Below are 15440 nucleotides of genomic sequence, written 5' to 3'. Positions count from 1 at the left end.
GGCGCCGGCAACGACACGATCCGCTCCGGCAAGGGCGCCGGCGGCCTCCTCTACGGAGACGCCGGACGCGATGTGATCGTGGGAGAGGCGGCGGACCTGGGCATCTACGGCGGCGCGGGCAACGACACCCTCTCCACCAAGCACCCCGACACGCTGTTCGAGGGCGGCGGTGGCAACGACCTGATCAACGGCAGCGAGCACCCCGACGTCATCGACGGCGGCCCGGGCAACGACCGGATCAACGCGGGCGGCGGCAAGGACCGCCTGGTCACCGGCGGTTCGGGCGACGACACGATCTACGGCGACGGCGGCACCGACGTGCTGCGTGGCGGGCCGGGCAACGACACCATCACCCTCGGCTCCGGCGTCGGTGGGTTCGGGTACGGCGAGGCCGGCAACGACACCGTGGTGGCCGGCGACGACGGCCAGGCGCTCTACGGCGGCGACGGCAACGACCTGATGAAGACCGCGCTCGAGGGCACCCTGCTCGACGGCGGCAAGGGCGACGACCGGCTCTACGGTGGTGCCTACCCGGACACCATCAACGGCGGCGACGGTGACGACACGATCTCCGCGGCGGGCGGCGACGACGTCGCCCTGAACGGTGGCTTCGGCACCGACACCTGCCACGGCGGGCCCGGCCGCGACCGCTGCCACGGCGGTGCGCCGGGCGGTGCGGCGAACTCGCCCGACGACCCGGATCAGTGCACCGCCGAGGTGATGGTCTCCTGCAAGGGCGAGGAGTTCCCGCAGCGCTGGCTGGCGACGGTCAGCGGCACCGAGGTGACCGACCAGGAGACCCGGAACTGGACCCTCTCGATGGTGCTGGTCCGTCACGGCGACCCGGCCACCACGGCGATGTGGCGCCAGGAGTCGGTGACCGGTTCGTTCGCGATCACCGGCGCCGACGAGAACTGCACCTGGAGCCACAACGGCGAGCTGGGCAGCAACGACTTCACCGGTGACTTCGCCCTGGTCACCGCCCAGGACCTCTACTGGCTCGACGTGGTGGCCGGCGGCTACGGCGACAAGGTCAAGTCGTGTCGCGGGGGCGGGCCGAGCACCACCTCGACCTACTTCCAGGCCTGGGCCGCGACCGAGGGCGGGCCGGACGCGATCGCCTGGGACCGCAGCAAGCGTGAGGTCACCGGCGGCTGGGAGCACGACAACGGCTACGAGGCGGTCGACTTCGAGTGGGTGATCACCCCGTTGGCGTAGTCGCGGGGGAGCGGGGATGTCGCGGGTCGGCCGATAGACTGCCCGACATGAGCACCGACCTCGGCGTCCCCGCCGTCCTGAGCCCCGACGAGGCCGAGCGCGCCGTGCGCCTGGCAGCCCCTCGCGGCTACTGCGCCGGCGTGGACCGCGCCGTGATCACTGTGGAGAAGGCCCTCGACCTCTACGGAGCCCCGGTCTACGTGCGCAAGCAGATCGTGCACAACAAGCACGTGGTGGCGAACCTGGAGTCGCGCGGCGCGATCTTCGTCGAGGAGCTCGACGAGGTGCCTGCCGGGCAGACCGTCGTCTTCTCGGCGCACGGCGTCTCGCCGGCCGTGCACGCCCAGGCCGCCGAGCGTGAGCTGAAGACGATCGACGCCACCTGCCCGCTGGTCACCAAGGTGCACCACGAGGCGAAGCGGTTCGCCGCGGAGGACTACGACATCCTGCTGATCGGCCACGAGGGCCACGAGGAGGTCGAGGGCACTGCAGGCGAGGCTCCCGACCACATCCAGCTGGTGCAGGGCCCCTGGGACGTCGACAAGGTCGAGGTCCGCGACCCGAACCGGGTCGCCTGGCTCTCCCAGACCACGCTCTCGGTCGACGAGACCCTGGAGACGGTGGCCGCCCTGCGCAAGAAGTTCCCGGCGCTGCTCGACCCGCCGAGCGATGACATCTGCTACGCCACCCAGAACCGCCAGCTGGCGGTCAAGGAGATCGCCCCCGACGCCGATCTGGTGATCGTGGTGGGCTCGGCCAACTCCTCCAACACGGTCCGGCTGGCCGACGTCGCGCTGGAGTCCGGGGCCAAGGCCGCGTATCGGGTGGACGACGCCTCCGAGATCGACGACGCCTGGCTGGCCGGCGTGAACACGGTCAGCGTCACCTCCGGCGCCTCGGTGCCCGAGGAGCTGGTCCAGGGCGTGCTCGGCTACCTCGCCGACCACGGCTTCCCGGACGCCACCGCGGTGCACACCGCGGAGGAGTCGCTGATCTTCGCGCTGCCGCCCGAGCTGCGCCGCGACATTCGCGCCGCCGAGGCAGCGGCCCGCAACTCCTGAGCAACACGACGCGGCGGCGACCGGTCCTCGGACCGGACGCCGCCGCGTCGCTGTCTCGGATGCCGGCTCAGGCCGGGATCTTGGAGCGCTCGCTGAGCGCCAGCGTGGACAGGATGCTGATCGCGGCCAGCACCGCCAGCATCACGCCGACCGCCATGCTGCCGAAGTCGGCGGTCAGGCCCGGCGCCAGCAGCGGCGGGATCGCGCCGCCGAGCAGGCCGCCCAGGTTGTAGCCGGTGCCGGCGCCGGTGTAGCGGAACCGGGTCTCGAAGAGCTCGGGCAGGAAGGCGCCGACCGGGCCGAAGGCGATGCCGAAGATGCTCAGCGTCCCCACCAGGCCGATCGCGAACGCGGTGCCGGTGCCCTGGTCGAGCAGCGGGAAGAGCACGAAGGCCCAGCCGAGGGCGGCCACGCTGGAGGCGAGGATCACCGGACGACGTCCGACCCGGTCCGAGAGCCAGCCGCCGAGCAGGGTGGCCGCGGCCAGCACGAGCGCGGCCACGATGCCGAGGCTGAGCACGGTGCGCCGCTCCAGGCCGATGCCCTCGGTGCCGTAGGCGGTGAGGTAGGCGGTGCCCATGTAGAAGAAGGCGAACGGCACCGCCATCAGGCCGGCGGAGAGCAGGATCTCCTTGGGCTGGGTCTTGATCACGTCCAGGAACGGGGTGCGCGACCTGGGCGCCGCCTGGGCGCGGTTGGCCTGCTCGGCCGCGAAGACCGGGGTCTCCTCGATGCTCATCCGGATGTAGAGGCCGACCAGGACCAACGCGCCACTGAAGATGAACGGGATCCGCCAGCCGTAGTCGAGGAAGGCGCCGTCGGTGCCGAGCGCGATGTCGCTGACAAGGAAGGTGGTGCTGGACAGCGCGAACGCGAAGGCCGGGCCGAGCTGCGGGAAGACCGCGTAGAAGCCACGCTTCTCGACCGGCGCGTACTCCACCGCGAGCAGGTTGGCGCCGGCCCATTCGCCGCCGACCGCCAGGCCTTGGGCGAAGCGCAGCAGCACCAGCACGATCGGAGCCAGCACGCCGATCGTCTCCGCGGTGGGCAGCAGGCCGATCGCCACCGTCGAGCCGCCCATCAGGAAGAGCGTGGTGACCAGGGTCTTCTTGCGGCCGAGCAGGTCGCCGTAGTGGCCGAAGATGATCGCGCCCAGCGGGCGGGCCACGAAGGCGACCGCGAAGGTGGCGAACGAGGCGACCACGCCGGCGGTCGAGCCGAGGGCGGGGAAGAAGAGGGTCGGGAAGACGAGTGCGGCAGCGGTGCCGTAGATGAAGAAGTCGTAGTACTCGATGGTGGTGCCGACGCAGCTGGCGACGGCGACGCGGGCCATCGAGGTGGGCCGCTTCCTCTCAGCCGCGGGCGGCGGGGTCGGGGCGGAGCGGGGGATCGTCGTGCTCATGTGAGGTCTCCGAGCTCGGGCGCCGGTGGGTCCGGCCGCTTCGGGCCCAATCTTGTGGCGTGGGTCACCTTCGCAATACCCTCCAAAGTGGGTGCTGGGCCGGTCGGGGCTGCGTTCTGCGCCGGATGGTCCGTGTCGGGCCGTTCAACGCGTGAGAGATGCCGCCGGGCGCACGGGGAGTTCCGTTGGCGATCAAGGTGATGCAGATTTCTGCGCATGCGCCGGGAACGAGGGGAGGGCGCCGTGGACCGCTCGGCCACCGAGACCGAGGCGATCGCCCGCGTCCTGGAGCGGGGCCTGGCCGAGGCGCAGCGTCTGAGCGGGCTGCCGGTCGCCTTCGCCGGCCTGGTGAAGCCGGACCAGCAGGAGTTCTCGATCGTGGTGCTGCGCGGGGTCGACACCGACTCGCTGGCCAACCTGCAGGTGCAGGTGGGCGAGGGCCTCGGCGGGATGGCCCTGGCCCTGCAGCGGCCGGCGTCGGTGATCTCCTACCCGGAGGCCCGCGGGATCACCCGCGCGTACGAGCATGCGGTCGCACCCGAGCGCCTGCAGTCGATCCTCAGCGTGCCGCTGGCGGTGCCCGGCCGTGGTCCGGTGGCGGTGCTCTACCTGGCCGAGCGTGACCAGGTCGGCATCGGCGAGCGGATCCAGACCCAGCTGCGGCCGCTCACCCAGCGGCTCGCCTTCGACCTCCAAGTGGCCACGGACGTCGAGCGGCGCTTCGCTGCGCTGCGGCGCGACCTCACCCAGGTCAGCATGGCCGAGCGCGGCGACCTGCGCGGGGACCTGGTCGCGCTGATGGACGCCACCGCCGACCCGCGGACCAGGCGCGGTCTGGAGGAGCTGCTCGGCAAGATCGCGCCGCCGGCGGCCAGTGCCGAGGTGCTGGTCGCCTCCCCGTTGACCAAGCGCGAGACGGAGGTGCTGGCCGAGGCCGAGCACGGTGCCTCGAACCTGCAGATCGCGCTCGCCCTCGGCGTCACCGAGAGCACGGTGAAGTCCTACATGAAGTCGGCGATGGCCAAGCTCGGCGCGGAGAACCGGATCAAGGCGACCCGGATCGCCCGCGAGCTCGGCTACCTCGGCTGAGCGGCCGGCGCGTCGCCGTCCCGGGTGGGCGTCCAGGCGCGGCGCTCAGAGGTGCGCGCTCACAGGTGTGCGTCGGACTCGTAGTCCTCGGTGAGGCCGTGCGGGGTCTTCTCCCAGCGGTGCGGGTCGCCGATCACCTGATAGGCGGCCCGCCAGGCGGCGAAGCTGTGCAGCAGCCAGTAGACCGGGGAGAAGATCGCGAAGACGCCGATCCGCCAGTTGTAGCGCCAGGTCGCGGCCACAGCGGCGGTGCTGATCATCAGCAGGTTCCCGAAGACCATGGTGATCACGCTGGAGGCGACCACCCACGAGGGCAGGTCCAGCCCGATCACCTGCACGCCGACGTAGGTGGCCAGGCTGAAGCCGAGCGAGATCGGATAGACCAGGAAGGCGAGCGGCGTGGCCAGGATCAGGCCCAGCATGCCGACCACGCCCCGCCACCGCACGTCGCGCGCGAACTGCACCGGATTGCGGGTGTTGACGGCCGCCGTCACGATGTAGCCCTTGATCCAGCGGGTGCGCTGCCGGATCCACGCTGCCGTCTGGGCGCAGGCCTCCTCGCCGGTGGTGGATTCGATCACGGTCACCCGGTAGCCCATCACCGAGGCGCGCAGGCCGAGGTCGGCGTCCTCGGTGACGTTGAACGGGTCCCAGGCGCCGAGCTCGCGCAGGCGCTCGGTGTGGAAGTGGTTGGAGGTGCCGCCGAGCGGCAGCGGGATCGAGGAGTCGTCCATCCCCGGCAGCATCGCCTCGAACCAGTGCGCGTACTCGACGGCGAACATCCGGGTGAGCACGTTGTAGTCGGCGTTGAAGTAGTGCAGCGACGCCTGCACGCAGGCCAGCGGATGCTGGTCGTAGCCGAGCTGCTCGCGCTCGAACTCGTCGCGCTCGAAGGCGGCGACCGCCTTGCGCAGCTGGAGCCGCTCGGGCCGGTCCTCGGCGTCGTAGATGACCACGTACTTGCCGCGGGCGAAGGAGAGCCCGTAGTTGCAGGCGCGCGGCTTGGTCTGCGGGTGGCCGGGCGGCACGATCACCAGTCGGATGTACTCCGGCGGCCGCATCGCCTTGGCGACCTCGATCGTCTCGTGGTCGTCGGCCTCCATCAGCAGCAGCACGTCGAGCTTGCTCTTGGGGTAGTCCAGGGAGCCGATGTTGGCGATCAGCTTCTCCACGATGTTGGCCTCGCGGTAGACCGGCATCAGCACCGTGTAGATCGGCAGGTCGGCATCGCTGGCCCGCGTCCGCCAGCGCGGCGACAGGCCGCGTCGGGCGCGCTCCTCCATCTCCAGCAGCTCGTCGCGCTGGATCCGGCGATGGCGCAGCGGCGCCCGCAGGGCGGCCACGCTCTTGAACAGGATCGCGGTCAGGAAGACGACGTTCGCCAGCGTGATCACCAGCGCGAACGAGTGCTTGGGGGCGAAGACGAAGCCGACCATCATCACCGCGAGCAGGATCAGCGGCGTGCGCAGCTGCCACGGGGTGAGGCCGTCGCGCGCGGAGTGCAGGGGGCTCTCCTCGGCCAGCTTGTCCTGCGACTCGAAGAGCAGGTCCTGGCGGTTGGCCTGCTCGACGGCGTGCCAGATGTCCCAGTCGGTGGTGGTCACGAAGCGCGGCTCGGCACCCGGGAACCGGGCCCCGACGGCGGCGCGCAGCTCGTCGTCGGGCGGCGTCGCGATCGCCACCCACAAGGTGTCGCCGTCGCGACGATGCGGCACCCAGCCCTCGCGGAGCAGATCGCCGTAGGCGACCTGGTGCAGCAGGTCCGGGTCGGGTGGGGAGGCGATCAGGTCGATCCGCGGGGCGTCCCAAGCCTCCGCCAGGGTGTCGTAGAGCTCGAGGCGGCGGACGGCGCCGGCGAGGGTCAGCTGGTGTCCCAGGGTGCCGCCCTCGGTGCGCTGGCGCTCCAGGGCGTCGTCGAGCTGCTGCTGGTCGATCAGCCCCCGCTGGAGCAGTGCCTGACCGATCGGGAGGGGCGCGGTCATCGGGCGGCTCCTTCGGTCCGGCGGTAGATGCCGACGTTGTCGACGGCGTAGACCAGCTCGTAGCGGGCGAAGAACTGAGGATCGTCGGCCAACGCCTCGGTGACCAGGTCGATCGAGGCCTTGGTGCTGGAGGAGACCAGCTGCTCGCGGTGCATGACCACCCAGCGCACATGGCGCGACGGATCGGCGAGCACCTCGTCGAAGATGGCGCCGGAGCTGCGGTTGTAGTACTCGGTGAGCCGGATCCCCACCAGGGGCTGGAAGGCGAACTCGTTGCCGGCGCTCTCGTCCAGCAGGATCCGGCCGCCGTCGTAGGCCTCGGCCAGCCAGCGCGCGGCGTCCCGGGTGTTCTCCGCGGCCCGGGCCACCTCGCGGCCCTCCTGGATGATCGTCATCCGGTCCTCGGCCGCGGCCGCCCACCAGGTGACCTGCCAGGTCAGGGCCAGCGCGATCAGCACGCTGACGCCGGCCCGAGCGGCGCGCAGGGAGCGCCACTGGCCGAGCAGATAGCCGGCCAGCACCGCGATCCAGGGCACGGCGGAGAGCACATAGCGGTTGTTGTAGGCGCCACTCGGCAGCGAGCGGTCGTTGACCATGATGTGCTGGCCGGTGGTGAGTGAGAAGAGCAGGAACGCGGTGGCGGTGCCGAGCAGCCAGACCACCAGCGCCTTGTCGTTGATGCCCCAGCGCACCGTCATCACGCACAATCCCGCGCCGGCGAGCAGCAGCGGCACGATGCCCGAGGTCTCCAGGATCGCCCAGGACAGCACCTGCAGCGAGAGCCCGAAGTTGCCCTTGGTGGTGAGCTGGCCCTGGTCGATGAAGACCTCGGTGAAGGCGGCCGCGGAGTACTCGCCCTGCAGGAACTCCAACGGGTTGCCGTACCAGGCGGCGTTGTAGGCCAGCCACCAGGCGATCGCGACCGCCGGGACGGCGGCGAAGCTGGCGATCAGCTGCGCGGCGCGCTTGATGCTGTCGCCGCGGCGCAGGCAGACGAAGGCGACGAAGATGCTGCCGCTGATCACCAGGGCCCAGGCCTCGTAGCGGGTGAGCACGCCGGCGGCCGCGGGGATGCCCGCGAAGACGGCCAGCTCCCCGCCGCTGAGCCGGCGGCTGCTGGTGGCCCAGCCGGCCAGACCCGCCACGCAGGCGGTCATCGCTGCGATCAGCACCGGCTCGGTGAGGGCGGTGGTGGAGGCGTAGAGCAGGCTGAGGTTGGTGAACAGCACCGCCAGCCCGACCAGGCGACCGATCGCGTCGATGCCGATCCGGGCCATGATCCGGAAGACGGCGGTCGCGGTGATCGCCAGGCAGACGGTGCCGACGATGCTGGCCGCCACCCCGGTGCTGAACAGCCACAGGTTCATCACCAGCGGCAGCAGCAGCAGGTGGGGCAGCGGGAGCCAGACGGTGCCGAGCTGCTGGAGCCCCGGCGAGTGGCTGTCGACGATGCGGCGCGAGATGGTCAGGTGCGCCATCGCGTCGCCGTACTCCAGGTTGGTGCCGTTGCGCACCGTGTAGACCGACGCCGCAGCACCGACCAGCAGCCCGAAGACGAACACCCAGCCGGCGCCGGCGATCCGGCGCCCGGTCGGCTCGGCCCCGAACGCGCGCCAGGCGGTGGGCACCAGCCCAGACCTCGCGCCCATCACTCGGTCCGGTCGGCCCGCTCCTGGGCGTCGACCAGGCGACGCACCCGGCGCTTGCGGTTGCGGCTGATCAGGTAGTTCACGCTGAGCAGCACGAGCAGCGCGGCGACTCCGCCGAGGAACCACCAGGCGTTGCTGCGGCGCTCGTCGGCGACCTCGTCCTGGGGGACGATCGCGTTGCTGTCCAGGGTGAACGGATCGCTGCTGGAGGTGGCCACCAGCACGTCGTCGGCCAGCGTGGTCCACGGGCGCAGCGCGGTCGCGTCGGCGGCGCGCGCGATCAGCGGCTCGACGTCGGCGGTCTCGGAGGGCGACCAGCCGCCGAGCAGCAGCACGTCGCGCCGGCCCACGTTGACCGCCTGCAGCGCGGCGTACGGCTGGTCGGTGCCGACCTGGAGCTCGCTCTCGACGTAGTCCATCAACCGCATCCGGTCGAGGCGCAGCGGCGCCTTGAGGGTGGTGCTGTCCTCGTGGGTGGCGCCGATCAGGATGCCGGAGCGGTCGCCGTCCACGAACGCGTCGGCGTCGGAGAGCTCGACGCTGAGCTGGCGTGCCGCGGAGCGCTGCAACGAGGTCAGCAGTGCTGCCGCGTCGCCTGCCTGGGTGATCCGCTGCGGACCGTCGCCGCGCAGCGCGACCGGCACCTGGCCGGCCAGCACCTGCGGGAACCGGGCGAACCCGGCCAGGGTGCCGGCGCCGCGCGAGCCGCGCAGCTCGGAGGCGTCGGCGTCGAGGTGCAGCTCCAGGGGCAGGTGCCGCCCGTTGCCCACGCACTGGTCCTCGGCCGGCATGCCGCTCATCCGCAGCTCCAAGCCGTTGTCGGAGCTGAGCTGGTGGGCGGCCACCGTCGCCTCGAGGTGGAAGCCGGTGCCGTCGGCGAGCTGGGTGGAGGCGAGCAGGTCGCCGTTGAAGAGCAGGTCGAGCTGGAGCTGGGCACCGGCCGGCAGCGCGGTGTGGGTGCCCCTGAGGTCGATGTCGAGCTCGTCGATCGGACCGCCGAAGGCGTCCTGGCGCACGCTCACGTAGGCGGTGTTGGTGCCGTAGCCGGTCAGCGTGATGGTGTCCCGGCCGGTCACCTCTCCCAGCGAGCGCACCAGGTTGGTGGCATCGGCCAGCGAGGTGCTGGACAGGCCGCTGGTGTCGGCGGCGTCGGCCAGGGCGAGAGCGGGGGAGGAGAGGGCGCGGGCGGCGTCGGTCAACGCCTCGTCGCTGCCGGTGATCACCAGGTTCGGCACGCCGTCGCGCTGCTCGATCGCGGTGCTGACCGGGTTGGCGCCGTGCTCGAAGGTGATCTGGCGGACGCCGGCTCCCGCCGGGGTGGCCGGCGTGGTGGTCAGCGCGATGGCGGTGTTGGCGTCGTAGCGCTCGGCCAGCGCGGTGACCGCGTTGAGCGCGGCGTCGAGCACGTCGTCGCCGGCGGCCTTGTCGACGACGACGTCGATCGCGGGACTGTAGGCGGGCAGGAAGGTGCCGACGCTCTCCGGTGCGGTCTCGATGCCGGTGGCCTCGAGGGTGATCTCCTCCAAGGTCGCGGAGCTCGGCAGCACGTAGCGACAGGTCGCCTCGGTGCCGCGCTCGAGCACTTCGCTGATCGTCACCTCGAGGTAGCCCTCCGCGGTGACGTCTCCGGGCCGGACCGGGAGCGTGACCTGCTCTGCGTCGCGCGCCGGCGCATCGTGCACCTCACGGCCGCCGACGGTGAGGATCACCCGGGCGTCGCGCGGGTTCTCCACGCGGAGCGTCGCCCTCAGGCGCCGGGGCTGCAGACCGTCGGGCACAGCCACCCGCAACCGGCCGGTGGTCTCCGGCACGGCGCTCACCGAGTCGGGGACGGCGACCCGCGCGGTGTCGTCGGGGGCGGCGCCGGCCGGCGGGGCCGGCACGAGCAGCAGGGTGAGGGCGATCAGCGCTGCAGCGGGGGCAGCAGGCAGGGCATGGCGGCGTCGACGCATCGAGGGGTCCTTAGACGGGGGCTGGTCGGGCGGTGCCATCCCCCGAGTAACCGCCGCGCTGATCCTACGGGGTGCGTCGAGCCACTAGGCTCGGGACATGGCCCGGTACGTCGACATCCACCCTGACAACCCTCAGCCCCGGCTGGTCTCCCAGCTCGTCGAAGCGTTGCGCGACGACCAGCTCATCGCCTACCCGACGGACTCCGGCTACGCGCTCGGCGCGCAGCTGGGCAACCGGGACGGCCGGGACCGGATCCTGAGGATCCGCGACCTCGACGACAAGCACCACTTCACCCTGATGTGCAGCGACTTCGCGCAGCTCGGCCAGTTCGTGCAGGTCGACAACGCGTCGTTCCGGGCGATCAAGGCCTGCACCCCGGGGCCGTACACGTTCATCCTGCCGGCGACCCGCGAGGTGCCGCGCCGGCTGATGCACCCGAAGAAGCGCACCGTCGGCGTCCGGATCCCGGAGCACACGCTGGTCCAGGCGCTGCTCGCCGAGCTGGGCGAGCCGATGCTGACCAGCACCCTCATCCTGCCGGGCGAGAGCGAGCCGCGGACGATGGGCTGGGAGATCAAGGAGGAGCTGGACCACCAGGTCGACATCGTGGTGGAGGCCGGGGAGTCGCCGGCCGTGCCGACGACGGTGGTGGACCTCTCGGAGAAGGTTCCCGAGGTGCTCAGGGTCGGTGCAGGGGACCCGACTCGCTTCGAGAGCTGAGCGCCATCAGCAGATCCTTGGCACCGAGCCCGTGCACCTCGGGCCGCTCCGCGATCTCGGCGGCCGATTGCGGGGCCCCGAAGCGCAGGCCCTGACCCAGCGGGATGCCCAGCTGGTGCGCCAGCTCCAGCTGGGGGCGGGTCTCGATGCCCTCGATCACCGTGGTGGTGCCGAGGTCGGCGAGCATCCGGGCGACGTGGGGGAGCATCACCGAGCCGCGCTGACCCATCCGGGTGAGGAACGAGCGGTCGAGCTTGACCCACTTCCAGTCCCACTCGCTGACGATCGCGAAGCTGGCGTGCCCGGCCCCGAAGTCGTCGATCGCCATCTCGATTCCGCCGCCGCGCAGGCTCTCCGCGAGCGCGTTGTGCATGCTGTGCCAAGCGCCGATCTGTCGCTCGGAGAGCTCGAGGATCAGATCGATCGGGGCTTCGAGGTGGCGGGTGCGCAGCCACTGGAGCATCGGGTTGCCGTCGTAGAGCTGCTGGAACTCGATGTTCAGGGAGAGTGCGAGGCGGCGGCCGAGGGACTCCGCCACCTGACCGACGGTGGTGATCGCCTGCTCGGCAACGATCTCGGTGATCTCGTCGAGGATCCCGAGGCGCATGGCGGAGCCGATGATCTGGAGTGGGGAGAGCTGGCCGAAGCGGGGGTGGCTGCCGCGGATCAACGCCTCGTAGCCGAAGAGCTCGCCGGTATGCAGGTCCACGATCGGCTGATAGGCGACGCTGATCCCGCCCTCGTCGACCAGGTCGCCGATCAGGTCGAGCTCGCCGGCCCAGCGCGGCTGGGTGTCCTCGCGGGCCCGGCTCTGGCGGCGGCGCATGTCTCGCTCGGCCTCGCCGATCAGCGAGTCGTGGTCGCTTCCCTCGTGGGAGATCGCGACGCCGATGGTGGCGTCGACCTGGAGCACCCAGCTGTCCACCGTCATCGGCTGGTGCAGGGCGGTGGCGATCCGGTGCCGGGTGGACTCCACGTGTGCGGCGCTGTGCGCGTCCTTCATCAGCACCAGGAACTCGTCGCCGCCGAAGCGGGCCGGGGTGGTGCCGGCCGGGAGCGCGGTCAGCAGTCGTTGGCCCAGCTGGCGCATCACCAGGTCGGCGTTGAGGTGCCCGAGCTGCTCGTTGATCCGGTTGAACCCGTCGACATCGATGAAGAAGACGGCGATCCGCTGGCCGGGCGCGAGCTTGGCCAGGGTGTCCTCGACGGTGACGGTGAAGTGCGGGACCCGCCACAGGCCGGTGAGGTCGTCGGTCTTCGCGGCGTGCTGCAGCCGTTGCTCGTGGGCCGCCTGGTGCCGGGAGGCCTCGGCCATCGCGACGAGTGAGCGGGCCAGCTCCTCCTCGCCCTTGCGGAAGGAGAGGTCGCCGCGCCCGCGGCGCAGCACGAGGTAGCGGCCATCGCTCATCGGCAGGCTGAGCGAGCCGCGGGGGCCGGGTGCGCGGGAGAAGCGGGCCCGTCGGGCGCGGGCACCGCTCTCGGCGGCGCTGAGCAGGGTGGCGTCGATCCGGCCGTTGGGCCACGGCATCGCGGTCGCCGCGCGGGTCAGGGTGGCGACGCTGAGGGTGGCCGTGTCGAGGCGGGCGATCAGGATGGTGAGCCAGATCAGCAAGATCGACAGCAGGATCGCCGCGCCGAGGCGCGGGGTGGTGTCGGGGCCGTCGGCCAGCAGGCGCAGGGTGCCGAGCAGGCAGGCCGCATAGAGCAGGGCGACGACGGCGAACAGGACGTTCTTGAGGTCGAGGTCGTTGTCGCGCCGGCCCTCCGCGTCGGGGTTGTTGCGCGGCAGGTCGAGGACGATGACGACGAGGAAGTAGGCGCCGAGGCCGGCCAGCGCGCGGTCGTAGGGCGGTGGGCCGACGTCGACGACGGCGCAGACCTGGACCAGCGTGTAGCCGGCGATGACCTGGATCGCGGTGCGGGGCGCGCCCTTGAGCGGGTCGCCCTGGAAGAACGGATAGCTGACCGCAAGGATCACGGCCCACAACGGGAAGACGTGACTGGCCCGGTCGAAGTCGCCGGCGTAGAGGACGGCGGGGGCCAGGCCGATCGTTGCCGAGTAGGAGGAGGCGGCGACCGGGAGGCTGTGGCGCACCAGCACCGGTACCGCGGCGAGCGCGACCAGCACCAGCAGGCGTAGGTCGGGGAGCTCGTTGAACCATTCGAGAAAGCCCAACGTGACGAGGGCGACGGCGAGGCCGACGACGGCATAGTCGTAGGCGACCCGGAGCGGGTGGGTGCCGAGCGGATTCATCGGCGACGCTCGGACACGTCGTCTCCGTCCCCCAGGGGGTGGCGGGCGAGGAACCGTTGCCGGATGCCCAGACACAGCAGGCAGAGCACGAAGCCAGCGGCCAGGGCCCCGGCGTGGTGGGTGAGCCCGGTGACCAGTGCCTGGACGACTCCGTCGCCGGACTGGGCGATGCTGCCGGGGCCGGCGATGGCCAGGACGAAGAAGCTCACGATCATCAGGATCGGCGGCAACATCGCAATCGTGAGGAAGTCGCGCGGATGTACCCGCAGGGCGAGGATCACGCTGAGGATGACGAAGAGCACATCGAAGATCCAGGTGAGCTCGCCGCTGATCAGCAGGTTGACGACGGCGATGGTGAGGGTGGCGGCAGCACCAAGAAGGACGACCTGGCGACCAGGTTCGGTGCCTTCCTCCCAGATGGTTCGTGCTCGCGTCACGCCTCAGGGTATCTGTCAGGCGCGCGTGGGCGAAGTGTGCAGGTTGTTACGGAGTGAGCGTGTCGAGCTCGGGAGCGGTGATCGGTCGCGGCTCCTCACTCACCCGTCGCGGGACGGTGAGCGTGCCGGGCGTGCCGACGCCGAGGTCGTCGAAGTTGCGTGCCGTGACCAGGACCCGGTTCTCCAGTGAGCCGACGGTGGCGTTGTAGGCCTCGACCGAGGCCTTCAAGGAGCGGCCCAGCTTGTCGAGATGGCCGCCCATCACGCCGAGCCGGGCGTGCAGGTCACGGGCGAGCTCGTGGATCTCGCGTGCTCGCTCGGCGATCTGCTCCTGCGACCAGCCCAGGGCGACCGTCTTGAGCAAGGCGATCAGGGTGGTCGGGGTGGCCAGCACCACCTGCCGCTCGGCGGCGTACTCGAGCAGGGAGCGATCGGCGTCGAGGGCGGCGGAGAGGAACGACTCGCCGGGCAGGTAGAGGACCACGAACTCCGGGGAGGCCGGCACTGCGCGCCAGTAGCGCTTGGCGCTGAGGGCGTCGACGTGCTGGCGGACCTGGCGTGCGTGCCGCTCGAAGTGCAGCGCGGCGGACTCGGCGTCGTCGGTGCCGGTGGCGTCGAGGAACGCGTCGAGGGGGACCTTGCTGTCGACCACGACGCAGCGGTCGCCGGTGAGGCGGACCAGCAGGTCCGGGCGCAGCGCGCCGTTCTCGCCGGCGAAGGTGCTCTGCTCGGAGAAGTCGCAGCGGTCCACCAGACCGGCCAGCTCGACCGCCCGGCGGAGCTGCAGCTCGCCCCAGCGGCCGCGAACCTGCGGCTTGCGCAGGGCGGTGCCGAGGGCGGTGGTCTCCCGGCGCAGCTCGGTCGCGCTCTTGCGGACCTCCTCCACCTGCTGGCGCAGCTGGGCCTGGGCAGCGGCGCGGTCCCGCTCCAACCCGGTCAGCTGCTCGCCGATGCGGGCCAGGCCGTCACGGACCAGGGCGTCGTCGCTGACCCGGCGCTCGAGCGCGGCGACGGCGGCCTGCTGGGAGACCTCGGGTGCGGTGCCGCGCTGGCGCAGCGCCATCGCGCCGGCACCGATCAACACACCGAGGGCCAGGCCGAGAAGCAAGAGCACGATCTCCATGGGGTCAACCCTGCCTGGGACCTCCGACAGAGAGCGGGAGGACGCGGCGTGAGGCGTGGACTAGCGCGGCGAGGGGACCGCCGCGAGCCGCGGCTTGGTGAGCACTCCACAGCCCCGGTTGGTGCAGGCCCAGACCGAGAAGACGGTCTGGTCGCCGTCGGCGTTGGTGATCTCCAGCATGCTGATCTCGGCCAGGTGGGAGACCGAGCTGGTGGTGACCCGCCAGGGCGACTCGGTCATGAAGTAGGGCGCCACTGCTCGGAACATGGCCTCCAACGCGCTGGTGACGTTCGGGTGGTGGACAGCGCCCAGCGAGGTGATCGCGGGGGTGGAGGAGGTCGCCATGACGGCGTGGAATCCAGTAGGCATGCGCCAAGGCTGCCCGGCCTCGGCCCTGTTCGCGAGGGGGTTCTCGCGACTGACCCCGGAACTTGTCACGTGTGAGATAAGTCGAAGGTCAGGAATGTCCGATCGGTCAATCTCCTCCGGGCCTTAGGGCCCGGAAGAGGCTGGTCCCTTCGAAGGATCGCGACAGATCGCAACGTCCCGGGC

Annotated in this window: 12 protein-coding genes; 4 read left to right on the top strand and 8 right to left on the bottom strand. The window is 71.2% G+C overall.

Translation table 11 applies throughout. The features are described 5' to 3' along the window. Both ABD151_RS14120 and ABD151_RS14115 read left to right on the top strand, forming a co-directional pair. A partial coding sequence (locus ABD151_RS14120) for a calcium-binding protein (RefSeq protein WP_343995403.1) occupies window positions 1-1218 on the top strand: 1218 nt, incomplete at its 5' end. A gap of 47 nt (window positions 1219-1265) precedes the next feature. Continuing rightward, window positions 1266-2279 carry a 4-hydroxy-3-methylbut-2-enyl diphosphate reductase gene (locus ABD151_RS14115; protein WP_343995402.1) on the top strand — a complete coding sequence of 338 codons (1014 nt, stop codon included), beginning with the start codon at window positions 1266-1268 and terminating at the stop codon, window positions 2277-2279. A gap of 67 nt (window positions 2280-2346) precedes the next feature. Here the strand turns inward: ABD151_RS14115 and ABD151_RS14110 are convergent, their stop codons facing one another. Next, complete coding sequence (locus tag ABD151_RS14110; RefSeq protein ID WP_343995401.1) at window positions 2347-3681, bottom strand: MFS transporter; 1335 nt, start codon at window positions 3679-3681, stop codon at window positions 2347-2349. A 216-nt stretch (window positions 3682-3897) separates the two neighbouring features. Here ABD151_RS14110 and ABD151_RS14105 point away from each other — a divergent pair, with 216 nt between their 5' ends. Further along, complete coding sequence (locus ABD151_RS14105) at window positions 3898-4770, top strand: LuxR C-terminal-related transcriptional regulator (protein WP_343995400.1); 873 nt, start codon at window positions 3898-3900, stop codon at window positions 4768-4770. 59 nt (window positions 4771-4829) lie between these two features. Here the strand turns inward: ABD151_RS14105 and ABD151_RS14100 are convergent, their stop codons facing one another. From ABD151_RS14100 to ABD151_RS14090, 3 genes are read right to left on the bottom strand one after another with little or no spacing between them, the layout of a single operon-like run. Then, a complete protein-coding gene (locus ABD151_RS14100) occupies window positions 4830-6752 on the bottom strand; it encodes a glycosyltransferase (protein WP_343995399.1) in 1923 nt (640 codons plus the stop codon). Next, window positions 6749-8380, bottom strand: a complete 1632-nt coding sequence (locus tag ABD151_RS14095) for an ArnT family glycosyltransferase (protein ID WP_343995398.1) — start codon at window positions 8378-8380, stop codon at window positions 6749-6751. Before ABD151_RS14095 ends, ABD151_RS14100 begins: the two co-directional genes overlap by 4 nt. 20 nt (window positions 8381-8400) lie before the next feature. Further along, window positions 8401-10353 carry a cellulose biosynthesis cyclic di-GMP-binding regulatory protein BcsB gene (locus ABD151_RS14090; RefSeq protein ID WP_343995397.1) on the bottom strand — a complete coding sequence of 651 codons (1953 nt, stop codon included), beginning with the start codon at window positions 10351-10353 and terminating at the stop codon, window positions 8401-8403. A 97-nt stretch (window positions 10354-10450) separates the two neighbouring features. On the opposite strand from ABD151_RS14090, the gene ABD151_RS14085 reads away from it, so the two are divergent. After that, on the top strand, window positions 10451-11074 hold the full coding sequence (locus ABD151_RS14085) for an L-threonylcarbamoyladenylate synthase (protein WP_343995396.1): 624 nt from the start codon (window positions 10451-10453) through the stop codon (window positions 11072-11074). Here the strand turns inward: ABD151_RS14085 and ABD151_RS14080 are convergent. Genes ABD151_RS14080 through ABD151_RS14065 form a run of 4 tightly spaced genes read right to left on the bottom strand, consistent with a single transcriptional unit; the run spans window position 11034 to window position 15257 of the window. Further along, entirely contained in the window at window positions 11034-13328 is a 2295-nt protein-coding gene (locus ABD151_RS14080) for an EAL domain-containing protein (RefSeq protein WP_343995395.1), read from the bottom strand. The genes ABD151_RS14085 and ABD151_RS14080 overlap by 41 nt on opposite strands. Further along, window positions 13325-13765 (bottom strand): DUF6542 domain-containing protein, encoded by a 441-nt coding sequence (locus ABD151_RS14075; RefSeq protein ID WP_343995394.1) that lies wholly within the window; start codon window positions 13763-13765, stop codon window positions 13325-13327. The genes ABD151_RS14080 and ABD151_RS14075 overlap by 4 nt, the downstream gene beginning before the upstream one ends. Before the next feature lie 46 nt (window positions 13766-13811). After that, the gene (locus ABD151_RS14070) at window positions 13812-14888 is read right to left on the bottom strand and encodes a DNA recombination protein RmuC (RefSeq protein WP_343995393.1); all 1077 of its coding nucleotides are present in this window, start codon (window positions 14886-14888) and stop codon (window positions 13812-13814) included. Between the two features lie 60 nt (window positions 14889-14948). Next, the gene (locus ABD151_RS14065) at window positions 14949-15257 is read right to left on the bottom strand and encodes a hypothetical protein (RefSeq protein ID WP_343995392.1); all 309 of its coding nucleotides are present in this window, start codon (window positions 15255-15257) and stop codon (window positions 14949-14951) included. Between the last annotated feature and the right edge of the window lie 183 nt (window positions 15258-15440).

This window comes from Nocardioides dubius (assembly GCF_039528155.1).
Taxonomy (GTDB): domain Bacteria; phylum Actinomycetota; class Actinomycetes; order Propionibacteriales; family Nocardioidaceae; genus Nocardioides; species Nocardioides dubius.
The sequence above is the reverse complement of the archived record's forward strand: the minus strand, read 5'-3'. Positions and strand labels throughout refer to the sequence as shown.

Coding starts and splice junctions, on each gene's coding strand:
- ABD151_RS14115 (WP_343995402.1), top strand. CDS start 1,266: ATGAGCACCGACCTCGGCGTCCCCGCCGTCCTGAGCCCCGACGAGGCC.
- ABD151_RS14110 (WP_343995401.1), bottom strand. CDS start 3,681: ATGAGCACGACGATCCCCCGCTCCGCCCCGACCCCGCCGCCCGCGGCT.
- ABD151_RS14080 (WP_343995395.1), bottom strand. CDS start 13,328: ATGAATCCGCTCGGCACCCACCCGCTCCGGGTCGCCTACGACTATGCC.
- ABD151_RS14100 (WP_343995399.1), bottom strand. CDS start 6,752: ATGACCGCGCCCCTCCCGATCGGTCAGGCACTGCTCCAGCGGGGGCTG.
- ABD151_RS14065 (WP_343995392.1), bottom strand. CDS start 15,257: ATGCCTACTGGATTCCACGCCGTCATGGCGACCTCCTCCACCCCCGCG.
- ABD151_RS14090 (WP_343995397.1), bottom strand. CDS start 10,353: ATGCGTCGACGCCGCCATGCCCTGCCTGCTGCCCCCGCTGCAGCGCTG.
- ABD151_RS14085 (WP_343995396.1), top strand. CDS start 10,451: ATGGCCCGGTACGTCGACATCCACCCTGACAACCCTCAGCCCCGGCTG.
- ABD151_RS14105 (WP_343995400.1), top strand. CDS start 3,898: ATGCGCCGGGAACGAGGGGAGGGCGCCGTGGACCGCTCGGCCACCGAG.
- ABD151_RS14070 (WP_343995393.1), bottom strand. CDS start 14,888: ATGGAGATCGTGCTCTTGCTTCTCGGCCTGGCCCTCGGTGTGTTGATC.